The sequence below is a fragment of the Psychrobacillus sp. NPDC096426 genome, from assembly GCF_044762745.1.
Taxonomy (GTDB): domain Bacteria; phylum Bacillota; class Bacilli; order Bacillales_A; family Planococcaceae; genus Psychrobacillus.
Window position 1 is genome coordinate 237,891 of record NZ_JBIWEX010000002.1, and the last position, 26,608, is coordinate 264,498.

Genomic DNA, 26,608 nt, shown 5'->3' on the forward strand with positions numbered 1-26,608 from the left:
GCATGGTTGGAACACAAAAAAACCCTTCCAGTTTTAAGTGGAAAGGTCTTAAATGTTACCAAAAATATTTTCAATTCTATTCATCCTTCAATCCACTTGCGCACAGTGAATCCTGCAGACGTTGGACTTCCGTTTTTATTTTATTAAATCCGCTTATCTCAGGAATAGATTTCTTAGAAAATGCTAGTTCCTTTTCAGCTGATTTTGCCATCGTTTCAAATACAAGTAACATTTGGGAAAGTTCGCTTTCAGCTAGTATTGGTCGATCTTTATATTTAGCCGAAGTATCTAGTAAATAACCAAGCTGTTCAATCGAACGAATCGCAGGATATAGGCGATCCAGTCGTCCTTTATCTCTAGGAATTTCTCCTAAAGCAGTCGTATAGACAACTTTTAAATTCGTAAGGTTTGTCTGCATTTTGCTTAGTTCTCTTGAATATTCAGGTTTTATTAGACTAGATTCTTTCGAAAAAAGCGTATGAAAAAACTGTTGTTGACTTCGAATTGTTTTTGCCATTGTATGGGGAACTATGCTTGCGGCACTTTTCCTGTTCATGATGAGAGTACCAATTATACCGATTGCACACCCGATGAGTACGTCAAATACACGAGCAGAAGCAAAATAGGAGATATCATGTATTTTTGTCGTACTTTCCGCAAGTAATAATGCATTCGGAGTAATAAATAATGCAGCAATCCCGTAATTTAAAACAATTGCAAGTTCTGTCAAAAATGTCAAAAGAAAAATAGCGATTGCAATGACATAGCCATCTGGTTGAAAAAAGAGAATAGCTGTAGCGGTTAAAATGCCAATAATTGTCCCAAGTGAACGTTGAATTGCCCGGTGAAATGTCCCCATAATAGTTGCTCCTGACAAGACTGCGGCACACGATAAAGTTACCCAATACGAGCGACTAAACTCAAATGATTGTGCAATAATTGCAGCGACAAAAAGAACAGAACCGTACCGTATTGTATTCAAAAATACAACAGAATTCTTATCGAACGCTCCCCCAAGTACGACACGAAGAGATGGCTTGGAAATGCTTATCTCTCGTTGAATATTGGATAATGGTTCATTTAGAAGCATACTAGCTTCATTTACAATTGCATACAAATGGGCAAACCGATTATCAGGTACTTCAAGTGATGGGATAATTTCCTGCTCATTCTTGTCAATTTTGCTAGAAATAGATCGAAGGGTCGCTCCTATTTCGTTAGGCATTTTCCCCTCTAACTTTCCAACATTTTCGAGAACATACAGAAACACATTATTTGCCTCTTCGTTTAATAAAACAAGGCGTTTAAACGTTGCCGAAACTCGCCAAGGAATGTACCCAGACAAGAGAAGTTCTTCTACTGATTTTAAAGAAGCTCTGATTTTTTGCTTGGAACTATCGAAACCTTCAGTACCAACCGATTCGATAAAAACAGCAAGTTCATCGTATACTTTCTTCACCGCCACTTTCTCTGGTCCATGTGGGTTGTTAAACCAGCCAATCATACCAATGATCCAAGAAAATGCTCCTCCTAGAAAAACTAGTCCAGCACGTAGTGGAGCTAATGATGGATCCACAGGCATTCCCGTGCCCATTAAAAAAGCTAAAACAAAGAAGATTGCCGCCGGGCCTGTAATTCGTAAAGCCCCAAACAGGAATGTACTAATAGATCCGATTAACGCAACTACAAGCGCTATTAAAAAAGGATAGGGCGCAACCAACGTGCCTAGCCCCATTACAATCGATAATCCGATTAATGCAAAAAATAATTTTTTAGCTCGAAAAGCATATGGGATGTTAAATACATACAGATACGTTAAGCCCCCGAGACCTGCAATAAGTCCGTACTCTAAACTACCCAACAAATAACCGATTAGTACTGGTAAACCAGCACAAATACCTGCGCTAAAAGCCTTCATCCAAGGGAGGGGGTTCTTGTTTACTGCAAAAGCTTGTTTGATGGTCAAAAAAAGTGTGGAAGAAATGGATTCAGTAGTTTTATTTTTCAAGTGGATTCCTTCTTTTTAATAAGTGATTAGCTAATTATACAGCTGAAACTAATGGATAACAAAAATTATGTTTGGATAGGGAGTCTTTCCACAAAGAAAGAAAAAGCGAAAGCACTCATGAACTTAAAAACTAAAGGGAAAAGTTGTATTTCCAAAACTGTGCAAGAACTGTTATAATGAGTTTACAATTAAATTATAAACGCAACACATGGAGGAGTCAGTCAACACTGGCACCTCCATGTGTTTTTTCGTTTATAATTCTCATTTTAGGAGGGGAATTATGTTTATTTTACAAATAGTTATCATTTTACTGGCAACTAAAATAGCTGGTCAAGTAAGTGTTCGATTAGGTCAACCATCTGTTTTAGGTAAGATTTTAGTTGGGATTATTTTAGGACCAGCATTGTTGGGATGGGTTCAAGATACGGAGATATTAACTATCTTTAGTCAAATAGGAGTCCTACTTTTAATGTTTCTAGCGGGTCTAGAAACAAACTTAAAAGATTTAAACCGAAATAAGAAAGCGGCTATATTAGTAGCGCTCGGTGGAATTATGGCTCCAATTATAGGTGGATATATTGGGTCTCATTTTTATGGTTTTTCGGTTGGAGAATCGATTTTTATCGGTTTATTATTATCGGCAACTTCTGTCAGTATTTCCGTTCAAACATTAAGAGAACTAGGGTGGCTGAATAGTAAAGAGGGTTCAACTTTATTAGGTGCAGCTGTTTTAGACGATATTATTGTCGTTATTTTAATTGCAATTGCTATGAGTTTCTTTGCTGGAACTGATGTTAGTATCGCATTACTAATTGGGAAAAAAATCTTATTCTTTATTATCATTATTTTAGCTTCAAAATGGTTGATTCCTAAATTTCTTCAAGTGTTCTCTAAATTCAAAGTTACGGAAGCAACATTAAGTGCTGGATTAATTATTTGTTTTAGCTTTGCTTATTTTGCAGAGTACCTTGGAATTGCTGGGATTATTGGGACGTTTTTTGCTGGGATTGCCATTGCGCAAACAAAATTCAAGGAGGAAATTGAGCATAAAGTTGAACCAATTGCATATGGAATTTTTGTACCGTTTTTCTTTGTTAGTATTGGTTTAGCTGTATCTTTTGATGGAATTGGAGACCAATTAGGATTTATTATTGTTTTCTCTCTGATTGCTATTATAACCAAGTTTATTGGTTCGGGGATTGGGGCTCGTTTATCTGGCTTCAATGCAAAGTCTTCCATGGGTATTGGTGCAGGAATGATTTCAAGAGGGGAAGTTGCATTAATATTAGCTGTTATGGGATTAGAGAGCGGTCTATTACCTACGCAATATTATACTTCAATGATTATTGTCGTAATAGGTACGACTATAGTTACACCTCCATTGTTAAAATCGATATTTGGAAAACGTAATTAGAAAAAATTCTTCTTCAATTAACGAGTGCTTTAGTTAAAGAAGGAAAAAAAACGCTTAGAGAAATATTCTCTAAGCGTTTTCATGTTATCTATTAAAATGTAATTCGTTGTATTCTAATCATAAAATACTAGGTTTAGATTACATTCTAGCTACTTCTTTAGCAAAGTCTTTTTCAAAGTACTCCGCTTTCTGCTTTAAATGCTTTAATCATATAATCTTAATACTTCGATTCCCCCGGTGCCCTAGTGGTGCTGGACTGCTGAGTAGACCGGCTCACCTCGATCCCATCGGCCACCCTCAGTTCGGCTCCGTCGATGCCGTCGACGACGTTTTCCACCATACTGAGGTCTTCCCCTGCATCGATCCTGATGCCGTTGGCGGCCTGTCGAATGACGTTGTACTCAATCCTGATACCTAAGGGGATTCCTGTTCCCCTTCCGTCAGTACCGCGGTCCTTACCGAGCCGGATGGCCCAGAACCCTTCAGTCCCTCCAGTGATGTGGTTACCGTGCAACTTCGTGCCCGGCCCATTGCGTACCTCGATGCCGACCTTCGAATCCTCCCCGGCGGTGATTCTGTTGTCCTCGATGAGGGTGTCAGGAGTTCCCAGGATGACGAGGACTCCCTGACGATTTCCAATCAGGTCGTTGGAGTGCACCCAGTTTCCAGGTCCTGAGGCGTCGTGCTTGTTCTTGGACCCGCCGGAATTGCCCAGCGCGATGCCCGCCCGATGACCGCCGATGACCGTGTTGTCCCGGACCTCGTTCAGGTATTCACCCTCGCCGTGCAGGTCGATGGCGTCGAGATGGCTGCCGACGATAGTGTTCTCCGCCACGAGATTGTTGTGCGTGGGGAACTGCAGCAGAATAGCGTGCCGCAGATGCATGCCATCGAAGTTATTGCCGATGACGACATTGTGCCGGGAATCGTTGGCGGCATCCGGGTCGTGCTGGTCCGCTGAGCCCTCGATAGCGATGCCGTAGCCCTGTCCGCCGGGACCAACGGCAGTTGCCTCACTTACGTAGTTTCCAGAGAGGGTCACTTCACGGCTGGCCTTGACGGAGATCCCGTGGCGCTCGAACTTACGGATGCCCACATTCTCCACAAGGACCCGAGAGCTGGCCTTCCCTTTGTGGGCTCCGAGGTAGATACCGTACATAGGGCCACCACCCGCGTCGCCGTCGTCGGGATCGTCGCCAAGTGGACCCTCATAACGGGAGGTGATAGTGAAGTCAGCGACGATGACATCGTGGATACCTGAGCCGCGGATCACCCGACTGTCATCCTCACCATCGAGGGAGGTCAGCAGCACGGTGCGCTCCTGGCCTTCGCCGCGTAGATCCACACCGCTGCGCAACACGATGTTCGCCGACTCGTCGTCCAGGTCAGTGGAGCGCAGGTCATACGTGCCGGCCGGCAGCAGGACTTCGTCACCCGATTCAGCCGCGTCCAGGGCCGCCCGAATGGCTGCTGCGTCGTCGTGTGAGTCCGGATCCGGATCTGCCCCGAAGTGCGTGACGTCCAGGGTCCTGCCAGTGACCGGACCCGGCGTCGGCACCTCGATCGGCGCTCCGGACCGGTCCACCAAGCCGGGGTCCTGCCAGTCGCCATGCCCGGACGGTGCGGGTTCTACGGCTTTTTCACTTTCGGACGGTGCAGGTTCTACGGCTTCATCTCTCTCGACCGGTCCGTCGGATTCCTCGACGATGCATGCGGTCAAGAGGACCACCAACATCGATATCACCAGACCTAGCATACTGTTCTGAACGAATCCCTTCATCATACTTCTCACGTCCTTCCTTGTTTTTTTTTCGTCGCCATTGGAGGCGTCGAAAAAAGCGTTGAGCCCGCGAGCCTCGGCTTTATTCGCCGAGCTCGCGGGCTCACTATCTTCAGGATGCCTGACTCCCCTTACCAGGTCGCCGATGTCATCCCATCGCAAGGGTTCTCACCGATTGAAGTTCCATAGCCATTGGCGTTGCCATTGTTGTTGCCATTGGTGTCGTGATTGTTGTTGCCATTTGTTGTTGTCTTTGTTATTGTCTTTGTTGTCTTTGTTGTTGTCTTTGTTGTTGCCCTTGTTGTTGTCTTTGTTGTTGTCTTTGTTGTTGCCCTTGTTGTTGTCTTTGTTGTTGTCTTTGTTGTTGTCTTTGTTGTTGTCTTTGTTGCCCTTGTTGTTGTCTTTGTTGCCCTTGTTGTTGTCTTTGTTGCCCTTGTTGTTGTCTTTGTTGTTGTCTTTGTTGTTGTCTTTGTTGTTGTCTTTGTTGTTGTCTTTGTTGTTGTCTTTGTTGTTGCCCTTGTCGTTGTCTTTGTTGTTGTCTTTGTTAAGTTTGAAATTCAACGGGACATCCTTTTCTAACGGAGTGTCTGCTGAAGAACCACCGACATGCACGCGGTACTTTCCGTCAACAGTTGCCCACTCGCCGTCAGCCCAATTCGCCAAGTTGTCCGGTTCTTCCGGAATGAAATAGGAGAACGGGTGGTTAGAGTCAGCATGGTTAATACGCATAGTCACCTGCTTGCTCTTACCGGGCTCAAGATAGACCTTCTCAAAGTTAACAAGACGCTTAGTCGGCTGCCCCGCCTCGTTTGGTAGGGTCAGATAGACCTGTGCTGCTTCTTTACCAGCAACGTCACCTGTGTTCGTGATCTTGAAGGACACGTCAATACCATTCAACGAGCCTTTACCTTGTACCTTCTTCACTTTAAGGTCGTCATATTCGAAAGTAGTGTACGACAAGCCGTAACCGAACGGGAAAACCGGCTTCACTTTGTTTGCCTCATACCAGCGGTAGCCCATCTCAAGACCCTCTGTGTACTGAGCAATTAGTTGCTTGGAACCGTCACCGTACGGGCCTGGTCCACCTGGCTTGCCAGTATCTTGACGCGTTCCAGGGAATTGCTCTTCTGTCGCGAAGGCAGCTTCACGCTCAGTCGCACCGAACGTCATAGGCAGCTTACCGGAAGGATTGACTTTGCCGTAAAGCAAGTTGGCCACTGCATTGCCATCCTCCATGCCTGGGAACCAAGCTTCAAGTACTGCAGGTACCTCATCCAACCACGGCATAAGCACCGTACCGGAAGTTTTTAGGACCACAGCGGTGTTCTCCGCGTTTGCCTCCAATACTGCGGCAATCAGCGGCTCTTGCTCTACCCAGTCCTCATTTTTATCTCGCGTGTCGAGGTCGATGGCCGGGAAGCCAAGGGTATCGCGGTCCACGGTCTCATGTGGGTTGTCGCCGATCATAAGTAGCACGACGTCGGACTCAGCAGCCAACTTAGCGGCAGCCTCCGGGTCACGGCCATCGTTGTACGTTACTTCAGTATCGTAGCCCAGCTCCTTGATGACGTTCTCCAGACCCTCTTGCGGGGTCACCGTGTAAGGGGTCACGACGTTCTCGTTTGTGTCCTTAGTGGATCGCGGGGACATCTTAGCCTCACCGGCGAACCACTCGACGCCGATCAGCGCGATTGACTTCGGCTCTCCGTCCAGTGGCAAGAAGTTGTCACCGTTCTTCAACAGCACGGCCCCTTCCTCGGCCATCTTCAGTGCGCTGGCACCGTTAGCAATCGGATCGACAATCTCCGGCAGGAACTTGTCGTAAGGCTCATCCATGTGGCCGTACTCGATCATCTTGATGTAGCGCGGACGAAGCAGATTGTCGATGTCGTCCTCGGTTACCTCACCTGAGTCGAGGACATCCTGGATCTTCTCCTGAGTGTAGTACTGAGGTGCCCAGTCTAACTCGACATTCGTGCCCGCCTTAATGGCAGCAACCATGTCGTGAATCGCGCGACGGTCAGTCATGACGTAACCGTCAAAGCCCCAGTTGTCCCGCAGGGCATCTTGAAGCAATTCAGAGCTGTCACAGGCAAAGGTGCCATTAACATCCGGGAATGAGCACATCACGGAGGCTGGGTCAGCATCCTTGACGGTCATCTCGAAAGGCAGCATGTACAGTTCGTTCATGGCCTGTGAAGGAACCTGAACACCCATCGTCCAACGCTCGGTCTCCTGTTCGTTGCCGGCCAAGTGCTTGAGTTGAGCCTGGACCCCTTGGTCCTGGATGCCCTTGACCTGCTCGGTCGCCAGTATACCCGTCAAGTACGGGTCCTCACTGAAGTATTCATAGATACGGCCACCGTACGGGTGACGTATAAGGTTCATGCCCGGTCCGAGCAACACGTGATGCGCGAACGCACGAGTCTCCTCGCCGAGAATTCGGCCTGCCTCATAGTTCAGCTCGCGGTCAAAAGTCGCGGCCATCGCCGGCGTGGACGGTAGTCCCGTCGCCTCCGGGTCATTGCCACACGATCCACCCTTCACGCCCGTACCACCGTTGGTCATGCGGATTGTGGGGATGCCCAGTTCCTCGATTCCACGGATCTGTCTGCCAGTGTCCTGCCACTCGCATCCTGGCAAGGTACCCTCGGGCGCGAATTCACCGTTCTGGTACTTACTTGTACCGCCCTTGTTGATGACAACCGTCTCACCGGTGTCGTTCTCATTGAAGCGCGAGATAGCGATTTGCTGGATCTTTTGCTCCATCGTCATCTCATCGAGAAGCAGCTCGGTGCGCTCCTCAGCAGACAGCTTGGTGTTCATCCAGGGCCTGGCCCCTTCCGTATCTCCGTTCATCGCATTAGCAGGATTTACTAACGAAGACATGGAGATTGTTGCTGTCAAAAAAATTGAAGTAATTCGTTTTATCATCTTAAATTCTCCCTTACTATCCACTCGTCATTTATTATTGTAATATAACTTATTTTGCCAACTTGTTCTCTCCCTTGCTAACTATTCCGTGTATTAGTATAGAGGAAAAATATTACACTAGCATGAACGGTTAATTACAAAATCGTAACAAAAAACACGATATTAGTAACACTCCTAAAGTCCTGGAAATGGTATTCAAACACTATAACAAGCAATGATTTGCGAAATAAACGATCAAAATAAATCTAAATGATCAATATAAATTATTATTCAAATTATAATAAAATTAGATAAAAGAACTTCTATTCATCAAATAAGCGTTGTTACTATGATATTTGGAAATCCAATTGAAGGTGGTATGTAATGAATGAAATAAGTATTGATCGGTCCTTTAACCAATCCTCGTGCACATATTCATGAACAGTAAATAAGAAAAAAACTCTCACCAATATTTATCGGCAAGAGTTTTATTAGCTCTTGAATGACGCTTGATTCCTCCATTTCACATACATAGTTTGGGATGAAACCAACTTCCGTACAAAAAGAATCAACTAAATTTCTAAAGCCATAATCTGTTGTAATTCCAATAAATTTCGCTTCAGCCAATAATGATAAATCAATCGATTCGCTGGAAGCTAGTGGATGTTTTTGGGGCAATGTAAATTAAAATCGGTTCTTCAATTAACGGTTTACACTGTATACTTGGGTGACTAATAGGGAAAGTTTAATACATAAATCAATATCCCCATCAGACAGTTGCCTAATAATCTCATTAGCTGAGTATGCTAATATCTGTGTTATTTTGACATGTGGATACTTAGTTAAAAATTCTACTAATATTTTTGGGAATATATTTGGTAGAGTAACAGCAATTGATAAATTACCTGTTTCAGCTCCAATCATTTCTTTAATCTCAATTTGTCCAACTTCAAGTTCTCTTAAAATACGTTCTACACGTACGATATATTTTTTTACCAAATGAGGAAAGTTTAATTCTACGACCGACTTTTACAAATAAAGGGACACCTAAGTCTTTCTCAAGTCTATAAAGGAGTGGCAAAAATGACAGACATGCAAAAAAAAGACTTACTGGATCAACTATTAGATCCCCAAGTACAACAATCACTAACGACTTTAGTGAATGAGCTTCCAAAATTAACTGAAATGATGACAATGTTAACAAAGGCTTATGATGTGGCACAAACTCTTGCACAAGATAAAGTGTTCACAAGCGACATGATTAATGCAACAACTGAAATCGTCGGACCAGTTGTGAAATCTGCAAAAGGCTTAGCAGCGACTGCTATTGAAGCGAAAGACCGTATGGAAATAAGCCACAAGCAAATTGGCTTATTTGGTATGTTAAAACTTCTTAAAGACCCTCAAGTACAAGGTGTACTACGCTTCGCAAATGCATTCTTAGAAGTAAACAAAGAAAATAAAGAACACAGCTAATAATTCACAATCACTTATTAATATGGAGGTTCTACAAATGAAAAAAATTGTTATTCTAGGTGCAGGTTATGGGGGCTTATTAGCTGCATTAACTGTACGTAAATATATAGATGCTAACGAAGCAGAAGTAACTGTTGTGAACCAATTTCCAACTCACCAAATTATTACTGAATTACACCGTTTAGCTGGTGGTACAGCGTCTGAGAAAGCTGTTGCATTTGATTTACATAAGCTATTCCGAAACAAAGACATCAATCTTAAGATTGCGAAAGTTGAGTCATTCTCAGTTGATCGTAAAGCTGTCATATTAGATAACGGGGATTCTTTAACGTACGATGAATTAGTTGTCGCTTTAGGGTCAAAAACCGGTTACTTCGGTATCCCAGGTCTTGAAGAAAATTCATTTGTATTAAAATCAGTGGATGATGCGAATCAACTCCGCGAGCATATCGTCACGAAAATTAAATCTTACGCTGATACTGGCAACAAAGCAGATGCGACAATCGTTATCGGTGGTGGCGGCTTAACAGGGGTTGAGCTTGTTGGTGAAATCATCGACAACATGCCAAAAATTGCAAAGAAATACGGTGTAAAAGCAAAAGAGTTAGACATAAAATTAGTCGAAGCAGGTCCAAGTATCTTACCAGTCCTTCCACAAGAATTAATTGGACGCGCAACTAAATCATTAACCGATCGTGGCGTACATTTGTTAACAGGTCTACCTGTAACAGGCATTGAAGGCAATGTCGTATCACTCAAAGATGGTCAAAAAATCACTGCCAACACAGTTGTATGGACTGGTGGTGTTGCACAATACCCAATTGTTGAAGAATCTGGTTTAGTATGTAACCGTGGGAAAGCGGTGGTAAATGATTTCTTACAATCTGACTCTCATCCTAACGTATTCGTAGTAGGTGACGCAGCTGCTGCTTACGCGCCAGGTGCCAACAAAGAAACAGACCGTCCCTACGCACCAACAGCACAAAACGCTTGGCAAATGGGGGAATTAGTTGGTTACAATTTATTTGCTTACTTAAACGGTAAAGATATGAATGTTTTTGAGCCAGTAAACTCTGGAACATTAGCTTCTCTTGGCCGCAAAGATGGAGTTGCAATAATAGGTGCTAGCAATACGCAATTGAAAGGTCTAACAGCGTCATTAATGAAAGAAGCTTCAAACATTCGTTATTTATCACACATCAAAGCACTTTACGGTTTAGCTTATTAAGCTTAATTTCACAAAACTCGAACTTATATCGCACTGACTTAAAAAATATGACAAATAAAAACATCTTACGTTGGTAGCAGATATTTATATAAATCAATGTTGAGATGTTTTTTCTATGGGAACGGCACTCGAAATTCATGCAAATCGCACACCCAACACTCCTGTGACCAACCCAACAATCGTGCCAAGTATACATACCCCTAGCCAAATTCTCCTGCTTCGCACTCCTTTCAAAAAACACCATCCTACAACGGCAAGTAAAATGCCTTCTATTAAAAACCAAGGTTCAAAAATAACCATATCCCACACCACGTATATATCATCGTGGATATTAAATCTTCCATCTTCCAAGCCAATTACATCTGTGGTTTGCAAGACACGATAGACAATGCCAAAAATACCGTGAGAAGTGGCTATCGAACACCCTAACACAGTTATAGAAAGCAACAATGAGCGAAGAATTTTACTTTTGCCTATATAAATGAAACCAAGGCCTACAAATCCCGCAAGAATAAAGATCGGTAACGCTAACCAATTAATTAGTTCAAACTGGGAAGATGTAGCCACGCTAGGTTTTAGTAGGAACAGCCCTCTTCTTCCACCTAAAGCCCAATATAGGTGTGGCAGCATATAGGCATTGGACCACAGAAAAACAGCGATCCCGGCCCATATAGTTGATTTTGACTGCGGTGATTTCCACGACAGATTCGTTTCCACTAACGATCACCTCGACAGTTTCCTGAGATTAAGTCACAAACAGTTTGTTTATCAAATATCCAATTACCGAATTTTCTAAACATTTATTATATAACTATATCAAAAGGCTGACACTACGTTTTCTAGTATCGGTTACATTTTTGAACAACAATATTTTCTTTTAAACGACTTTATTATTTATAAAGAGCTTTATTATTTGTGAACAATGTAGCTTTAAAATAAAGTTTATCGATCACCCGACAAACTGAATTAGACTGACTCGTAAAAAAAGCAGTGACGGACTAGGAATTCGAAAGACCTAGACTGCCGCTGCTTTTATTGTGCTAACGTAATCCGGTTAGCGTAATTACTTTAGGTGACAAGGTCATCTAACCGTCTGGTAAACGAGACCTATGGCTCCAGAATCAAATGTCTTGTTTTCGATAAGTTTAAGATTGATCTTCTCCTTGAGACCTTGGAATAACGGCAACCCGCTGCCGACCAGGACGGGAGAAACCGTAATTTTATACTCATCAATTAAATCAAGCTGCATAAGGTAGTGTGCGAATCTAGGACTGCCTAGGATGACCATATCCTTACCTGGCTGCTGTTTGAGGTTGTTGATCTCTTCCTCGACATCTTCTTTCACTAGTCTGGAATTGTTCCATTCGACTTTCTCCAGCGTCGCGGAAAAAACGATTTTGGCTGTCTTTTCGATCCACTCGGCATGATTCCGTTCATACTGCGAAGCTGATGGGTTCGAAGGCACAGATGGCCAGTAACTGTGCATCATCTGATAAGTCCCACGTCCCCAAATGACAGTGTCGGCAGTACTCAGAATTTCTTTCGCGTGTTTCTCCAAATCAGAATCGTAGGAAACCCAGCCAATGTCCATTTCACCGTTTGGCCCTTCTACAAAACCGTCAAGCGATGCGTGCAGAAATAGAACGAGTTTTCTCATTTTCAGTTCTCCTTTGTTCATGAGGGATGTCACATTATACTTTGCAGTTCGATTCACATCGATAGAATTATTAACGTTATTGGCAAAGTCAAGTTTAGCACACATCACAATCAATAATTTCTTCTAAACGTTGGACATAATTCACCTCTAATTTTATTTTCAACTACCTACCAATTCTAATTAAATAAAAAAATAACCACTTGTGGATATCATATCCCAAGCGGTTATTCTTATCAAACTTTATTACAAATTATCAATCTTTTTTACAAAGAAACAAAATACCCCAAAAACCAATTTCTAATTATTCAACCGTAACCGACTTAGCCAAATTTCTCGGTTTATCCACATCACAGCCTCTATGCAATGCTGCGTAATAACTAATCAGCTGTAAAGGAACAACTGCCACTAATGGAGAGAATAGCTCGTGTACTTTTGGAAGTACAAAGCGATCTCCGTCATCTTCGTAACCTTCCATTGCAATAATACATGGGTTTGCACCACGTGCTACTACTTCTTTGACGTTACCGCGAATGTTCAGGCTGACAGCTTGTTGTGTTGCAAGGGCGAATATTGGGGTACCATCTTCAATAAGTGCTATTGTCCCGTGTTTTAATTCTCCACCAGCAAAACCTTCTGCTTGAATGTAGGAAATCTCTTTTAGTTTTAATGCACCTTCTAAACTTACATAGAAGTCTACGTTTCGTCCGATGAAGAATGCATTTCTAGTTGTTGCTAAAAACTCTGTCGCAATTTGTTCCATTTCTTCTTTAGAATCGACAATCGTTTGCACGGCATTAGCTGCAATTCCAAGTTCTTTCACAACATCAAAATCTACCGTTTTGTTTTGAGATTGTGCATACACAGAAGCTGTTACCATTAATACTGCTACTTGTGCAACATATGCTTTCGTAGATGCAACTGCAATTTCTGGACCAGCGTGCAGTAAAAGTGTGTGGTCCGCTTCACGAGAAAGAGTGGATCCAGGTACGTTTGTCATCGTAATGGTTGGATATCCCTTTTCTTTTATTTTCACTAGTACTTGTCTGCTGTCTGCTGTTTCACCTGATTGGGTGATGAACATAAATAATGGCTTCTCTGATAGAAGTGGCATGTTGTAGCCGAATTCGCTAGAAATATGCACTTCTACTGGAATTCCTGCAATTTTTTCAAAGTATTGTTTTCCGATAAGTCCCGCATGATAGCTTGTTCCTGCTGCAATAATATACAGACGATCTGCGTCATGCAGCGCTTGTAAAATAGCAGCATCAATCTTAAGCTCGTCTTGATCATTTTGATACGCTTGAATGATTTTACGAATAACGGATGGCTGCTCATCCATTTCCTTCAACATGTAATGCGGATATGTTCCTTTTTCGATGTCGCTCATATCTAGCTCTGCTTTATACGCTGGTCGTTCTACGATGGAACCATCTAGTTTTTGAATTTCAACCGCATCCTTATGCACGATAACGATTTCTTGGTCGTGAAGCTCAACATACCGCTCCGTCACTTGTAGCATCGCCATTGCGTCAGATGCTACTACGTTAAATCCATCACCTAACCCTACAAGTAGGGGTGATTTATTTTTTGCTACATAAATAGTATTCGCATCTTCTTTGTCGAGTAGTGCAAGTGCATATGATCCATGGATTAGATGTAATGTTTTTCTTAATGCATCAATTGTGGATAAGCCGTCTTGTGAAAACTTTTCGATTAACTGTACGATCACTTCTGTATCAGTGTCAGAAACCATTTCTACATTCGATAAATACGCTTTTTTCAGGAGGTGATAGTTTTCGATAACCCCATTATGCACAAGCGTGAAACGTTTTGTTGTACTTTGGTGAGGATGGGCATTTAGTTGGTTGGGTACTCCGTGTGTTGCCCATCGAGTATGTCCTATTCCAAGTTTTGCATCTACGTCTTCATCTACCACGTCACGTAAATCAGCAATTCGACCTTTTTCTTTGAAAACGACTACGCCTTCGTCATTGAGTACAGCAATCCCTGCAGAATCGTATCCACGGTACTCCAATTTTTCTAATCCGTTTAGTAATATTTCCTTTACATCTGCTTCTCCAATATATCCTACAATTCCACACATATTGTTATTTCCTCCGTTTACATTCATGTCAAAATAAGCTCCTCTTTTTATCGAGATGCTCATTATGCTAAGAATGCCTTCTTTTCCCCTCTGTCATACAATCGCTCGTATGGTTTCTGAAAAAGAATAACAACCGGGCAAATACGGTCGGGAGGCATCCGCCGAATTTTCGATAACCTCCACCTCGTCTGCTGAAGATACATTTCGTCCGATTTCTTCAGCTCTGGCGCTATAATTGTTTTCCTTATTTTAACGCGTTTTCCTTTCCTCCATTTCTACGCGGTTACTTTCCAATTTACATTTAAAGTAACTTTTTCATTATATACGTTCATTATATGCACGTCAATTTAGTCGAATATAGATTAATAGATTAACTTAAAAGAGCCCCAAGTAGAGGCTCTTTCTTCAACCAATTTACCAAACCGCTATTGCCCCGTCAGTTCGGGACTCCGTGCCACCTTGTAAAACTCCTGTCTCTATGTTTCTCCAAATAATTTGACCACGCCCAAAGCTACCACCATCCGTTGTCATATGAATATCATGACCTTTTCTTACTAGGCTTTGAACGAGATAGTTTGGAAACTCAGGTTCTACATGAATTGTCTTTCCTTGTATCCATTGCCAACGCGGCATATCCAATGTTGCCTGCGGACTCAATAAATAATCTACTGTATTCGTTACAACTTGAAGATGTCCTTGTGGTTGCATATATCCACCCATCACTCCAAACGGTCCAACCGCTTTCCCATCCTTCGTTAAAAAGCCTGGAATAATCGTATGAAATGTTCTTTTACCAGGTTGCAACACATTTGGATGTGCTTCATCTAATGAAAAATCATGTCCTCTATTTTGTAAAGCAATTCCTGTATTCGGAATGACAATTCCAGAACCGAACCCCATATAGTTACTTTGAATGTACGAAACCATATTGCCTTCTTCATCCGCTGTCGCTAAATAAACGGTTCCCGCTTTTGGCAAATCATATGGCTCTGGATTACTTGCTCCTTCTTCAATAGTTGCAGCACGAGATTTAGCATATTCCTCTGATAATAAGTGTTCTACGCTGATCGGCATGGCACCTGGTTCTGTAATGAATGCTTTGCCATCTGTAAATGCTAATTTCATAGATTCGATTTGATGATGGAGCGTATTTGCATTTTGCCATATCGGGGGTTGAAGGTTTTTGTATATATTTAGCGCCATTAAGGCTACCATCCCTTGACCATTTGGTGGGATTTCCCAAACATCAAAACCTCGATAATTGACAGAGATAGGCTCTACCCACTCTGCTTTGTATGTAGATAAATCACTTTTTGATAAGTAGCCATCGTGTTTTCTCATATATGCATCTATTTGATCTGCTATTTTTCCTTCATAAAAATCCCGAGCGTTCGTTTCTCCGATTGCCCGAAGTGTAGTGGCATGACTTGGTGAAGACCACATTTCCCCTATCTCAGGTACTCTTCCATTTGGCGCAAACGTTTCAAACCATGCAGTAAATTCTTCTGTTGTAAAGGAATCTTTAAATCTCGTATACGCTAGTTTCCAATACTTCCCGAGGATAGGTGTTAACGGGTAGCCTTCTTCTGCATAACGGATGGCTGGTAGAAGTACTTCTTTAAGCGGAAGTTTGCCAAACCGTTCGGATAGTGCAGCCCAGGCGGCTGGAACACCAGGGACTGTAACTGGAATAACACCATAGACGGGTATTCTTTCATACCCTCTTTCTCTTAGTTTTTGTGCAGATATAGATTGTGGTGCAGGACCTGAGGCATTTAATCCATGCAGTTTATCTTTCGTCCAAACTAATGCAAATGCATCTCCGCCGATACCATTCGAAGTTGGTTCCACTACGGTAAGTGCAGCAGCTGTTGCAATTGCAGCGTCAATGGCATTTCCCCCCTGTTTTAAGATGTCCAATCCAGCTTGTGCTGCCAGTGGTTGCGATGTTGCAACCATCCCTTTTTTTGCAAAAACAGTATGTCGTTTCGCAGAAAACGGGTGGAATAAATAATCCATACAAATCCCCCTCTTCTCTATACTATTAAGAATATCAGATTATTGTATGAATATTCTATCTTTTAAAATATAAAAGAAGCACCTTCCATGGAAGGCGCTTCTAAATTGTCTAGTTATTTTTCCAGTAATTTCACGATTTCTCTATTAAACGCTGGTAGATCATCTGGTGTTCTACTTGTGACAAGTTGATTGGCACAAACGAATACTTCCTCATCATGGTAAGTTGCTCCGGCATTTTCCAAATCGACTTTAATCGACTTATATCCAGTAGCATCTCGTCCTTCTAATGTTTTTGCAGTGATTAGAAGTTGCGGTCCGTGACATATTGCAAATACTGGTTTCTTTGCATCCATAAATGCTTTTGCAAAAGCTACAAATCTATCGTCTGCTCGTAAAATGTCTGGTGAAAATCCTCCGGGAATGAATAATGCATCAAAGTCTTCTGGTTTGACATCATCAATTCCATAATCTACTGTAATTTTCGTTTCGCCTTGTTTACCGGTTACTTCATTTCCAGCTTTTTTTTCAATCGTAAATACCTCGTGTCCTGCGTCATTTAATGATTGTGCTGGACTTGTGTACTCTACATCCTCAAACATATTGGTGATTACTGTTGCTACTTTAGCCATATCCTCACTCCTTATCTGTTTGTTCTCTCTTATTATTCCACTAAATAAGCGGAGTAAACATTTATAGAGTTAAAAGGATTTTTCCAACACTTTTTCGACTTTCCAATAAGCGATGTGCTTCTGCTCCATCTTGTAATGCAAAAGTGGTAGGCTCTTTGATAGTTATTTTACTTTCTAAAATCCAATCAAATAATTGCTTGGATCGTGCCTTTCTTTCTTCTATAGAAGTTAATACATTCCACAAATCTCCACCAGTTAACGTCTTAGAAGTATCCATTAACATTCGAGGATCAACAAACGCCGGATCCCCACCCGACATACCGTAAAACACAACAGTCCCACCCAATTTAGTCACTTCAAAACTGTCTGCTAAAGTGGAACCTACAGAATCATACGCGACGTCTACTCCAACACCATTCGTTTCTTCCTTTACTTCATTCATCCAATTATCCTTGTATAAGAAAACAGCATCTGCTCCAACTAAAGAGGCAACTTCGGACTTCTCTATTGTGGAGGTGAGCCCAATGACATTTGCTCCAAGTAGCTTCCCAATTTGAATCAGGTTTTGTCCTACACCGCCAGCTGCGGCATGAACTAGCATCGTATCTCCAGCATTCACTTTAAAACTATCTCTTGTTAAATACTGCGCTGTTAAGCCTTGCAATAAAACAGATGCAGCTATTTCAAAAGAAATATCATCTGGTAACGGAATCGCTTTTTCGACAGGAACTGCGACTAATTCAGCATTTGCAAAGGGGACATCCGCAAATCCAATACGATCTCCAACTTTCCAATCACTGATTCCTGTACCTACTTGCTCTACCACACCAGCACCCTCATATCCCAAAATATAAGGCGGATTACCTGCTAGATGATAATTCCCTTTTCTTCTGTAAATATCAGCAAAATTCAACCCAATTGCTTTCATTCGAACCAATACTTCATTTTCTTTCATGGCTGGTTCATCGATTTCTTTATACTGTAACACTTCAGGTCCACCAAACGTTTCAAAAATAAGTGCTTTCATTTTATTGCTCCCGTCTATTGAAATATATGATTAATCGTATATAAACTTTATATGTAGTGCAATGAATCTGACTTTTGGGTAGACTAAAAAATCCAGCACAAGGCTGGATTTTTGTGTTATTAATTATTCAACTAAGCCCATCTCTGCTTTTACTACTTCCACAATTCGGTTTACGTAGTTTTCGCAGTCTGCTTCTGTAGCTGCTTCTACCATCACACGCACAAGTGGCTCTGTGCCCGAAGGTCTTACTAGAACCCGACCATTGCCTGCCATTTCTGCTTCTACCGTCTGAATAATCGTAGCTACTTTCGCATTTTCCGTTACTGCATGCTTGTCTGTTACACGAACATTCACAAGCTTTTGAGGGAAGATTGTCATTTCAGATGCAAGTTCTGAAAGTTTTTTTCCTGTTACTTTCATGATATTAACTAGTTGTAGACCAGTTAATAACCCGTCACCTGTTGTATTGTAATCTAGGAAAACAATATGCCCCGACTGCTCCCCGCCAAGGTTGTAACCGTTCTTTTTCATTTCTTCTACTACATAACGATCTCCAACCGCTGTTTTCACACTAGTCATATCCTGTGTTTCTAAAGCTTTATAGAAGCCCATATTACTCATCACAGTGGAAACAACTGTACTTTTATTTAAACGCCCATATGCATTTAAATATTTGGCACAAATATACATGATTTGGTCGCCATCGACAATTTGTCCTTTTTCATCAACAGCGATCAAACGGTCCCCGTCTCCATCGAAAGCAAGACCTACGTCCGCTCCTTTTTCTAAAACGAATTTAGCCAATTCTTCTGGATGTGTGGAACCTACACCATCATTAATATTCAACCCATTTGGAGATGCTCCCATTGTCGATAAATCTGCATCTAAATCTGCAAATACATGGGTTCCAAGGGAAGAAGTTGCCCCGTTAGCACAGTCTAATGCGACATGGATACCTACAAATTCTTCATCAATTGTTTGTTTCAAGTATTGTATATATTTTTGCCCGCCTTCAAAATAATCCGAGACGGATCCAACCCCTGCTCCGGTAGGACGTGGAATCTCATCCACTTCTGCATCGAGTAATTGCTCTATCTCTTCTTCCTGTTCATCCGAAAGCTTGAAACCATCCGGTCCAAAGAACTTAATCCCGTTATCTGCCACGGGATTATGAGAAGCAGAAATCATCACTCCCGCGTCCGCACTCATGACTCTCGTTAAAAAAGCAACACCAGGTGTACTAATGACTCCCAAACGCATCACTTCCACTCCAACGGAAAGAAGTCCAGCAACAAGTGCCCCTTCTAACATATGACCAGATATACGAGTGTCACGACCGATTAACACCTTTGCTCGTTCCTTCGCTTCTTTCGTTAGAATGTAACCTCCAACACGACCTAGTTTAAAAGCAAGTTCTGGTGTTAATTCTGAATTTGCTACTCCTCGAACACCATCTGTACCAAAATATTTTCCCATTTCTTCTTCTCTCCTTAAAAACCTGTTGTCCTACGCATTAAGCTTCTTTTATCGTTAGTTTTGCCTCGGATGCGGACGTTCTCCATTCTATATTAGCTGGACCGTCAATTTGAATAGGAAGAGTTACTTCCCCAATTTCTGCATTCTCGGCATCTACGTATACGGAAACATTGTTTAGTTGAATATTTTCCAAAGCCTCGGGTGTTCCTTTTGCTACAACAGAAACGATTCCATTCGTAGGTGTTTCAAAATTACTAACTAGTAGCTCCGGTAGCCCCTTCACTGCAATCGTAACTTTTTCAAATGATTTCTCTTCCACCGTTGAAACGGTTTCCGCTTGCTCTTCTTCTGTCTCAACAGATGGAGCTGGTGTGACATCTGCTTTTATTTTAATCTTATCAAGCGACAATTTGGTCACACCATCTGGGATTACTAACTTCAAGTCAAAGCTACTCGTATCTTCTAGTTTACTCACGTCTACATCAACTTGTAACTGCCCTATTTTATCTATTACTGTTCGAGGGCCATATAGTCTAATGTTTTTTACATCTGTTGACAACCCGTTGATTTTTACCCCTTCTTTAGGCACACCTTTTGGAACTAAAACTACCGGGACTTCTTTGCTAAATTCTTCTACTTTTACTTTTACTTGTACTGTTTTCGGTTCAACGATTACATCTAATTTATTTAAATCCGAGTCAAGCACTCGTATACTTGCATCTTGTTCAAACGATTTATTGATTCCTTTATCTCTTACAATGGTAGCTTTTACATAGCCTATGCTATCTATAATACTTTTTGCTCCGGTGACGATTACTTTTTTCGGTTCCATGTCATAGGACTTAACGATATAGTTTTCTGCTAATAAGCTTTCATTCATATCTAAATCCACGTTAAATTCTTTGGAAACGCGTTCCTCAATCACCACATCTACATTAACCGGATCAATACGAACCTTTAACTTATCTGAAAAGTTTTCAGTGGAAAACGCAACTCTATGTTCGCCAAACGTTACTTCTCGTAAATCAATAAATACTTTATAATCCTTCATCACTTTCGTAGAAAAAACTTGTTGTGATGGTCCTTCTATATTCACTGTGACAGTTTCCGGCACCCCTGTTACAACGGAATTATCATCGTCATAGTATACCTCTACAGGTACATCCCGAAGAACTTCCACTGACGTACTAGTTACAGTCATATTACTGTTTTCGATATCCGATTTAACAGAAACGAATAGTAGAATTGCAAGTGCCAATGCAATTATTCGTAAAAACCATGGATTGCCCATCATTTTATCCATTCTGTTTCCCCCTCCACAACCATTTAGAAGAAGTTACATGTTCCTCTGTTGGTCCAAACCAAAGGCGCTTCAAGTGATTTTCAAACTCTTCCATGGATAAATTTCGATGGAGATCTCCATTAGATGTTAAGCTTACCGCACCTGTTTCTTCAGATACAACAATGGTAATCGCATCTGTTACTTCACTTAACCCAATTGCTGCACGGTGCCGTGTTCCAAGCTCTTTGGAAATGAAGGGACTTTCAGATAATGGCAAATAACAAGCAGCGGAGACGATATTATTTTTTTGTACAATAACCGCACCATCATGTAAAGGTGTATTTGGTATAAAGATATTAATCATAAGCTCTGAGGTAAGATGCGCATTTAACTGAATTCCCGTTTCAATGTATTCTGTTAAACCCGTTTCTCTTTCAATAGAGATTAATGCTCCAATTCTACGTTTTGCCATATAGCTTACAGATTTGGTCATAGCCTCTATTAAACGATTTTTTTCCTCCTCTTCTTGCATCGATGAACTTCTTGCGAAGAGCTTACCCCTACCTATTTGTTCGAGCGCTCTTCTTATTTCAGGCTGGAATATAACAATAATTGCAAAGAATCCAATACTAATTACATTTTCAAGCAACCAACCAAGCGTATCCATCCCTAAAAAATCAGTCACTACCCGAGCAATAATAATAACGAATATTCCTTTTAATAATTGAACTGCTTTCGTTCCTTTTATCAAAGTTATTAGTTTATATATAACAAACCAAACAAATAAAACATCTAAAATGTTTACAATAACGTTTACTGGCATAAAATTGGTAAATTGCTCCATAAACGACATGTGGCATCCCCCACTTTTCCTCACAAATCCATACAAGATAAGTATAACATAGTTGCCTAATTCTCTACATTTTAGAGTAAAAAAAGTCCATCCAAATTACTGGATAGACTTCCCATTATTTTGTTTCCTCTTTTTCAAAAAATAACACGACTTCTTTTGCCCCACCTTTTATGTGAAACCAAAGCCAGTCAAATACCTCATTAATCTCTTCCGTTTTGCCGGTAATAACAGCAGTAGAAGCCATATACTTCGAACCGTTAATGATGGTTAAATTTCCGTCCAGTTCACCGTCAATTCGAACATCCCCATTTCGCACAACTAGATCGCCTTTTACGACTTGTCCTTCGGGGATAATAACCGTTTCGCCTTCCACCACAACATTTTCTTGCTTGGTAAAAGAGAACTGTTGCTGTTCATTGAAATTACTAAATAATGCACTACTCATAAATAATAAGAATAAAGCTGCTGCAGTGAGAATTGGATGACGCCGCAACCATCTACTAACGCCAGCGTGTGATTTTTCTTTTGGAAGTCTCGCCATAACAGCCTGACTAAAATTCGTTGGTGCCTCTACATGAGCGGCTCCTTTTACAAAAGCAACCACATCGCTTAACTCATGCATATGAGCCTGACAACCCACGCATGACTGCAAATGAGATTTTAATTCAAGCTCATGTTCACGGCTTATTTCACCATCTAAGTATTCATGCATATAGTGAACAATTCGCTCTGGACACGCATTCATCGTGATTCCCTCCTATAAAAAGTTAGGCTGTCTACTTAATTGTTTTCTAAGTGCTTCCCGGCCTCTGTGAATTCTTGTTTTAACTGTTCCAAGTGGTAATTCTAATATCTCGCTAATCTCTTGTAAAGACAATTCTTCCATATACTTTAACACAATAGCCGATCGGTATTTATCCGGAAGCCGACTAATCTCATACTGTATTCGATCTTGTAACTCAAGTTTCATGAGTTCTTCTTCTGGTAGTTCATCTGCTGCTGCGATTTGAGAGTACATATCGAGCCCTTCTGTGCCCTTTACTTCTGCATCTAAATAATAATCCGGCTTTTTTTTCCTTATACGATCAATACATAAATTCGTCGCAATACGGTATAGCCAAGTAGAAAATTTTCTTTTTTGATCAAACGTGTGTATGTTAATAAAGGCTCGCACAAATGCTTCTTGTGCAATATCTTCTGCTTCATGGCGGTTTCCTAGCATCCGGAAACACACTTGAAACAGCCTATGCTGATACAGGTCGACAATCTCCGCGAATGCGTCTTTATCGCCTTTTAACACTTGTTTTATTCGTTTATTTACTAACGCATCCATCGTGATATTCCCCTCCGCCTCATGCGGCTGTCTTACCTATACGAATTAAGGTATTAACAGGTTTCATTTTTTTATATATTATTTATTTTACCAAATACTCCATGCATTGTGTTGATAATAAAAAAAGAAAAGCAGACTATGTGCCTGCTTCCTAATCGTTTTATATTATATGAGACTTTCCCCAAACAGCGAGCCCATTAATCCAACTGCCACATCCGCTGTCTTATTTTTTTCATCCAATATTGGATTTACTTCTACAAATTCAGCTGATGTGATCAGATTAGATGAATACAGCATTTCCATTGCTAAATGGCTTTCACGATAACTGATTCCACCAGGAACGGGTGTACCAACCCCTGGAGTATAGAGTGGATCTAAACCATCTAAATCGAGCGATAAATGGACACCATCTACGTTACGTTCATGGAAATAGGCTATTGTTTGGTTCATTACTTCTGTCATCCCGTGCTTATCTATTTCGTGCATGGAAAAGACTTTAATGCCCTTTTCTTTTATTAGTTCACGTTCGCCCGGGTCTACAGAGCGAGCACCAATAATGACCACGTTTTCGGGTTTAATCTTTGGAGCATAAGCGCGGATATTCACTAAGTTTTCATGGCCCAAGCCAAGACTCGCTGCTAGAGGCATTCCATGTATATTCCCAGAAGGTGAAGTTTCTGCTGTATTTAAGTCTGCGTGCGCATCGTACCAAATAACTCCTAAGTTTACATAGCGATCCGCAAGACCTGCAAGTGTTCCGATTGCTATACTATGATCACCACCGAGTACTAGAGGATATCTTCCTTCACCTAGTACTTCATGTACTTTGTTCGCTAGATTTGTATTACCTTCAATCACATCTTCCAAATTGCGTAAATGTGTATTTGGAGGTTGTTCTTTACGAGTATGGCTAATCGCAATATCTCCCTCGTCTTTAACAGTGTGACCAAGAGCCTTTAAACGTTCCACGACCCCTGCATAACGGATAGCACTAGGCCCCATATCGACTCCACGTCTATTTTGCCCGAGATCCATTGGTACTCCAATTATTGAGATATTTAACTTATTCATCATTTTATCTCCCCTTCTATTCATACACCTATTGTAAATCCTTAAGGGGAAATGGCTCAACTCAGCAACTTTATGAATATTTATTCATTAACCGAACAAGATGACTTTTCACTTCCGACCATTCACTCTCAATAATTGAGTAAACAACGGCATTTCTCACCGTTCCATTCGAACGAATTCGTTCATTTCGAAGAACTCCTTCTTTTATACCACCTATTCGTTCAATCGCCTGCTGGGAAGTCACATTCAACTCATCCGTTTTAAACTGGACTCGAATCATTCCTAACTGTTCAAAGCAATGTTTTAAAAGCAAGTATTTACATGTTGTATTAACATGTGTTCGCTGAAACTGTTTCCCATAAAAAGTCGAACCTATTTCACAAGCATGATTCGTATGATCTATTCCATAAATACGGGTAGTCCCCATTATTGTATGGGTATCGGTATTTTCTACTACGAATGAAAGTGCAGTTTGTTCGGTATTCATTTGATAAATACCTACTTGTAGCCAATTATGAAGTTGTTCCTGATTTCCTATTTTATTCAACATAAATTCAAATATTTTGGGATCATGCAGCTCCCACAAATACGGAATATCATTTTCTTTTAACGGTCGTAATGTCACATCTCCATATACGATTGTTTCAGCCAAATTCAACACCTCACTTTTTATATCATCATAATAGAAAGATAGGTGCATTGAAAAGTATTTTATCTCAAAATCTATGAAAATAATATATATGCAAAATTACCCCGCTGAACCGCTGAAAGAAGCAAAATAATAATTTTAAAAATAAAAAAACCTCTCCAATGAAAATGGAAAGGTTTAATTTACAATATGTAAGTTATGGAGCCTAGCGGGATCGAACCGCTGACCTCCTGCGTGCAAGGCAGGCGCTCTCCCAGCTGAGCTAAGGCCCCGTAAAATTGAATTTTGAAGGTTTGTGGCTGGGGTACCTGGATTCGAACCAGGGCATGACGGAATCAAAATCCGTTGCCTTACCGCTTGGCTATACCCCAATAAACTGGTGGAGGGGGACGGATTCGAACCGCCGAACCCTAAGGAGCGGATTTACAGTCCGCCGCGTTTAGCCACTTCGCTACCCCTCCAAAGCTAAATATGAAAATAAATGGTGGAGGATGACGGGCTCGAACCGCCGACCCTCTGCTTGTAAGGCAGATGCTCTCCCAGCTGAGCTAATCCTCCTGGGTTATATAGATCACGATTTCCAATGCACTTCTGCAAGAATCGGACAAGAATAATAATAACATATTTGTTACTTTTAGGCAAGTAGTTTTTTAGGCTTATTTACATTTAGTATTTAAAATATAAGCTTCCAAGCGGGTTCGAACCGCTGACCTCTTCCTTACCATGGAAGCACTCTACCTGCTGAGCTATGGAAGCACAGACAAAAAAATGGCTCCGAAGGTAGGACTCGAACCTACGACCGATCGGTTAACAGCCGATTGCTCTACCACTGAGCTACTTCGGAACAATGCATTTATTTAAAGTACAAATATAATTATACCAATTATTATTTATATTTCAAGTCTTTTTATCGCATTTTTTTAAGATTTTTTATTGAAACGTACATTAGATATTTTTAAGATTTGGAATGAGATAAGTAAATATCGAAGAACCTAAGACTATTATGTAAAGGAATTTCTAACTATAAAGTTTAAATCGAATAGAAGCACAAGTATTATCTCTACAAAAGCTAATAAACAGTAAAGAAACGTTAATACCTCTATGCTCTAATTCCTAAGGATTTACTCCAAGTCATTGCTAGTTTTCTAATTGATAGATTGACATCATGAAAAGCGATCTCTACTTTGCCTATTAGCTATTTGTCACTCTATCATTTTACTTATATATAGGAAGATTGTCTTTTCAAATACTAAAAAAAGAAGTCGTTATCGATTAATCGATAACGACTTCTATATTAGTGCCCAGCGACGTCCTACTCTCACAGGGGGAAACCCCCAACTACCATCGGCGCAAAAGAGCTTAACTTCCGTGTTCGGTATGGGAACGGGTGTGACCTCTTTGCCATCATCACTAGACTTGTTCGGCTTTCAATACACTGCGCATTGCGTTGTCAACTTCTTTCGTTCAGTCAGTCACGTACTTGAGTACGCTCCTTCCTTCTCTCAATTGTTTCCTAGCACTGCTTGCGTCTTGAAACCCTCAAACTAGAGTGCTTGTTCACTCAAAACTGGATAAAAGACATTTCTTACAATAAATACATTTGGTTAAGTCCTCGATCGATTAGTATTCGTCAGCTGCACGTGTCGCCACGCTTCCACCCCGAACCTATCTACCTCATCGTCTTTGAGG

21 protein-coding genes, 6 tRNA genes and 2 rRNA genes are annotated in these 26,608 nt (G+C 41.3%); 3 read left to right on the top strand and 26 right to left on the bottom strand.

Translation table 11 applies throughout. The annotated features are described in order from the left end of the window. Nucleotides 1-76 precede the first annotated feature (76 nt). A complete protein-coding gene (locus ACIQYS_RS03230) occupies nt 77-2,008 on the bottom strand; it encodes an FUSC family protein (RefSeq protein ID WP_402974804.1) in 1,932 nt (643 codons plus the stop codon). 280 nt (nt 2,009-2,288) lie between these two features. On the opposite strand from ACIQYS_RS03230, the gene ACIQYS_RS03235 reads away from it, so the two are divergent. Further along, nucleotides 2,289-3,422, top strand: coding sequence for a cation:proton antiporter (locus ACIQYS_RS03235; RefSeq protein ID WP_402974807.1), 1,134 nt, complete (start codon nt 2,289-2,291; stop codon nt 3,420-3,422). Between the two features lie 217 nt (nt 3,423-3,639). Here ACIQYS_RS03235 and ACIQYS_RS03240 read toward each other — a convergent pair whose 3' ends face one another. The 4 genes from ACIQYS_RS03240 to ACIQYS_RS03255 form a co-directional block, all read right to left on the bottom strand. After that, complete coding sequence (locus ACIQYS_RS03240; RefSeq protein ID WP_402974810.1) at nt 3,640-5,364, bottom strand: right-handed parallel beta-helix repeat-containing protein; 1,725 nt, start codon at nt 5,362-5,364, stop codon at nt 3,640-3,642. Nucleotides 5,365-5,370: 6 nt separating this feature from the next. Further along, nucleotides 5,371-8,136: a beta-glucosidase gene (locus ACIQYS_RS03245; RefSeq protein WP_402974813.1), complete on the bottom strand. Its 2,766-nt coding sequence runs from the start codon at nt 8,134-8,136 to the stop codon at nt 5,371-5,373. Between the two features lie 414 nt (nt 8,137-8,550). Further along, on the bottom strand, nt 8,551-8,793 hold the full coding sequence (locus ACIQYS_RS03250; protein ID WP_402974816.1) for a LysR substrate-binding domain-containing protein: 243 nt from the start codon (nt 8,791-8,793) through the stop codon (nt 8,551-8,553). A gap of 24 nt (nt 8,794-8,817) precedes the next feature. Further along, on the bottom strand, nt 8,818-9,114 hold the full coding sequence (locus ACIQYS_RS03255) for a hypothetical protein (protein WP_402974819.1): 297 nt from the start codon (nt 9,112-9,114) through the stop codon (nt 8,818-8,820). An 84-nt stretch (nt 9,115-9,198) separates the two neighbouring features. Here ACIQYS_RS03255 and ACIQYS_RS03260 point away from each other — a divergent pair, with 84 nt between their 5' ends. Both ACIQYS_RS03260 and ACIQYS_RS03265 read left to right on the top strand, forming a co-directional pair. Continuing rightward, entirely contained in the window at nt 9,199-9,591 is a 393-nt protein-coding gene (locus ACIQYS_RS03260; RefSeq protein ID WP_402974821.1) for a helical membrane plugin domain-containing protein, read from the top strand. Nucleotides 9,592-9,628: 37 nt separating this feature from the next. Next, nucleotides 9,629-10,819, top strand: coding sequence for an NAD(P)/FAD-dependent oxidoreductase (locus tag ACIQYS_RS03265; RefSeq protein ID WP_402974824.1), 1,191 nt, complete (start codon nt 9,629-9,631; stop codon nt 10,817-10,819). Nucleotides 10,820-10,954: 135 nt separating this feature from the next. Here ACIQYS_RS03265 and ACIQYS_RS03270 read toward each other — a convergent pair whose 3' ends face one another. From ACIQYS_RS03270 to ACIQYS_RS03370, 21 genes are all read right to left on the bottom strand, one after another. Then, nucleotides 10,955-11,536: a DUF3995 domain-containing protein gene (locus ACIQYS_RS03270; RefSeq protein WP_402974827.1), complete on the bottom strand. Its 582-nt coding sequence runs from the start codon at nt 11,534-11,536 to the stop codon at nt 10,955-10,957. 364 nt (nt 11,537-11,900) lie between these two features. Next, complete coding sequence (locus ACIQYS_RS03275; protein ID WP_402974830.1) at nt 11,901-12,476, bottom strand: dihydrofolate reductase family protein; 576 nt, start codon at nt 12,474-12,476, stop codon at nt 11,901-11,903. Nucleotides 12,477-12,777: 301 nt separating this feature from the next. Next, entirely contained in the window at nt 12,778-14,580 is a 1,803-nt protein-coding gene (gene glmS, locus ACIQYS_RS03280) for a glutamine--fructose-6-phosphate transaminase (isomerizing) (RefSeq protein WP_402974895.1), read from the bottom strand. A gap of 414 nt (nt 14,581-14,994) precedes the next feature. Further along, nucleotides 14,995-16,599: a gamma-glutamyltransferase family protein gene (locus ACIQYS_RS03285; RefSeq protein WP_402974833.1), complete on the bottom strand. Its 1,605-nt coding sequence runs from the start codon at nt 16,597-16,599 to the stop codon at nt 14,995-14,997. A 113-nt stretch (nt 16,600-16,712) separates the two neighbouring features. Continuing rightward, complete coding sequence (locus ACIQYS_RS03290) at nt 16,713-17,228, bottom strand: type 1 glutamine amidotransferase domain-containing protein (RefSeq protein ID WP_402974836.1); 516 nt, start codon at nt 17,226-17,228, stop codon at nt 16,713-16,715. A 61-nt stretch (nt 17,229-17,289) separates the two neighbouring features. Then, nucleotides 17,290-18,255, bottom strand: a complete 966-nt coding sequence (locus tag ACIQYS_RS03295) for a quinone oxidoreductase family protein (RefSeq protein ID WP_402974838.1) — start codon at nt 18,253-18,255, stop codon at nt 17,290-17,292. A 123-nt stretch (nt 18,256-18,378) separates the two neighbouring features. After that, nucleotides 18,379-19,731 (bottom strand): phosphoglucosamine mutase, encoded by a 1,353-nt coding sequence (gene glmM / locus ACIQYS_RS03300; protein WP_402974841.1) that lies wholly within the window; start codon nt 19,729-19,731, stop codon nt 18,379-18,381. Nucleotides 19,732-19,768: 37 nt separating this feature from the next. Further along, complete coding sequence (locus tag ACIQYS_RS03305; protein WP_402974844.1) at nt 19,769-21,034, bottom strand: CdaR family protein; 1,266 nt, start codon at nt 21,032-21,034, stop codon at nt 19,769-19,771. After that, on the bottom strand, nt 21,027-21,866 hold the full coding sequence (gene cdaA / locus ACIQYS_RS03310; RefSeq protein ID WP_402974846.1) for a diadenylate cyclase CdaA: 840 nt from the start codon (nt 21,864-21,866) through the stop codon (nt 21,027-21,029). The genes ACIQYS_RS03305 and cdaA overlap by 8 nt, the downstream gene beginning before the upstream one ends. Nucleotides 21,867-21,981: 115 nt before the next feature. After that, the gene (locus tag ACIQYS_RS03315; protein WP_402974849.1) at nt 21,982-22,611 is read right to left on the bottom strand and encodes a zf-HC2 domain-containing protein; all 630 of its coding nucleotides are present in this window, start codon (nt 22,609-22,611) and stop codon (nt 21,982-21,984) included. Nucleotides 22,612-22,623: 12 nt separating this feature from the next. Continuing rightward, nucleotides 22,624-23,199 (bottom strand): RNA polymerase sigma factor SigW, encoded by a 576-nt coding sequence (sigW, locus tag ACIQYS_RS03320; RefSeq protein WP_402974852.1) that lies wholly within the window; start codon nt 23,197-23,199, stop codon nt 22,624-22,626. Between the two features lie 165 nt (nt 23,200-23,364). Further along, on the bottom strand, nt 23,365-24,270 hold the full coding sequence (gene rocF / locus ACIQYS_RS03325) for an arginase (RefSeq protein ID WP_402974855.1): 906 nt from the start codon (nt 24,268-24,270) through the stop codon (nt 23,365-23,367). Between the two features lie 70 nt (nt 24,271-24,340). After that, a complete protein-coding gene (locus ACIQYS_RS03330; RefSeq protein ID WP_402974858.1) occupies nt 24,341-24,931 on the bottom strand; it encodes a GNAT family N-acetyltransferase in 591 nt (196 codons plus the stop codon). Nucleotides 24,932-25,118: 187 nt separating this feature from the next. Continuing rightward, a tRNA-Ala gene (locus tag ACIQYS_RS03335) sits at nt 25,119-25,191 on the bottom strand. Between the two features lie 24 nt (nt 25,192-25,215). After that, a tRNA-Gln gene (locus tag ACIQYS_RS03340) sits at nt 25,216-25,290 on the bottom strand. A gap of 6 nt (nt 25,291-25,296) precedes the next feature. Continuing rightward, nucleotides 25,297-25,380: transfer RNA gene (locus ACIQYS_RS03345), tRNA-Tyr, on the bottom strand. A gap of 21 nt (nt 25,381-25,401) precedes the next feature. Beyond that, nucleotides 25,402-25,477 (bottom strand) — tRNA-Val (locus tag ACIQYS_RS03350). A gap of 125 nt (nt 25,478-25,602) precedes the next feature. After that, a tRNA-Thr gene (locus ACIQYS_RS03355) sits at nt 25,603-25,675 on the bottom strand. A 13-nt stretch (nt 25,676-25,688) separates the two neighbouring features. Beyond that, nucleotides 25,689-25,763: transfer RNA gene (locus tag ACIQYS_RS03360), tRNA-Asn, on the bottom strand. A 455-nt stretch (nt 25,764-26,218) separates the two neighbouring features. After that, nucleotides 26,219-26,334 (bottom strand): 5S ribosomal RNA (gene rrf / locus ACIQYS_RS03365). A 185-nt stretch (nt 26,335-26,519) separates the two neighbouring features. Further along, nucleotides 26,520-26,608: ribosomal RNA gene (locus ACIQYS_RS03370) — 23S ribosomal RNA — on the bottom strand; the annotation flags it as partial.

Bases quoted from the DNA above. Each gene is read 5' to 3' on its own strand.
- cdaA (WP_402974846.1), bottom strand. From the start codon at position 21,866: ATGTCGTTTATGGAGCAATTTACCAATTTTATGCCAGTAAACGTTATT.
- sigW (WP_402974852.1), bottom strand. From the start codon at position 23,199: ATGGATGCGTTAGTAAATAAACGAATAAAACAAGTGTTAAAAGGCGAT.
- ACIQYS_RS03285 (WP_402974833.1), bottom strand. From the start codon at position 16,599: ATGGATTATTTATTCCACCCGTTTTCTGCGAAACGACATACTGTTTTT.
- rocF (WP_402974855.1), bottom strand. From the start codon at position 24,270: ATGAATAAGTTAAATATCTCAATAATTGGAGTACCAATGGATCTCGGG.
- glmS (WP_402974895.1), bottom strand. From the start codon at position 14,580: ATGTGTGGAATTGTAGGATATATTGGAGAAGCAGATGTAAAGGAAATA.
- ACIQYS_RS03305 (WP_402974844.1), bottom strand. From the start codon at position 21,034: ATGGATAAAATGATGGGCAATCCATGGTTTTTACGAATAATTGCATTG.
- ACIQYS_RS03260 (WP_402974821.1), top strand. From the start codon at position 9,199: ATGACAGACATGCAAAAAAAAGACTTACTGGATCAACTATTAGATCCC.
- ACIQYS_RS03295 (WP_402974838.1), bottom strand. From the start codon at position 18,255: ATGAAAGCACTTATTTTTGAAACGTTTGGTGGACCTGAAGTGTTACAG.
- ACIQYS_RS03245 (WP_402974813.1), bottom strand. From the start codon at position 8,136: ATGATAAAACGAATTACTTCAATTTTTTTGACAGCAACAATCTCCATG.
- ACIQYS_RS03235 (WP_402974807.1), top strand. From the start codon at position 2,289: ATGTTTATTTTACAAATAGTTATCATTTTACTGGCAACTAAAATAGCT.
- ACIQYS_RS03290 (WP_402974836.1), bottom strand. From the start codon at position 17,228: ATGGCTAAAGTAGCAACAGTAATCACCAATATGTTTGAGGATGTAGAG.
- ACIQYS_RS03265 (WP_402974824.1), top strand. From the start codon at position 9,629: ATGAAAAAAATTGTTATTCTAGGTGCAGGTTATGGGGGCTTATTAGCT.
- ACIQYS_RS03275 (WP_402974830.1), bottom strand. From the start codon at position 12,476: ATGAGAAAACTCGTTCTATTTCTGCACGCATCGCTTGACGGTTTTGTA.
- glmM (WP_402974841.1), bottom strand. From the start codon at position 19,731: ATGGGAAAATATTTTGGTACAGATGGTGTTCGAGGAGTAGCAAATTCA.
- ACIQYS_RS03315 (WP_402974849.1), bottom strand. From the start codon at position 22,611: ATGAATGCGTGTCCAGAGCGAATTGTTCACTATATGCATGAATACTTA.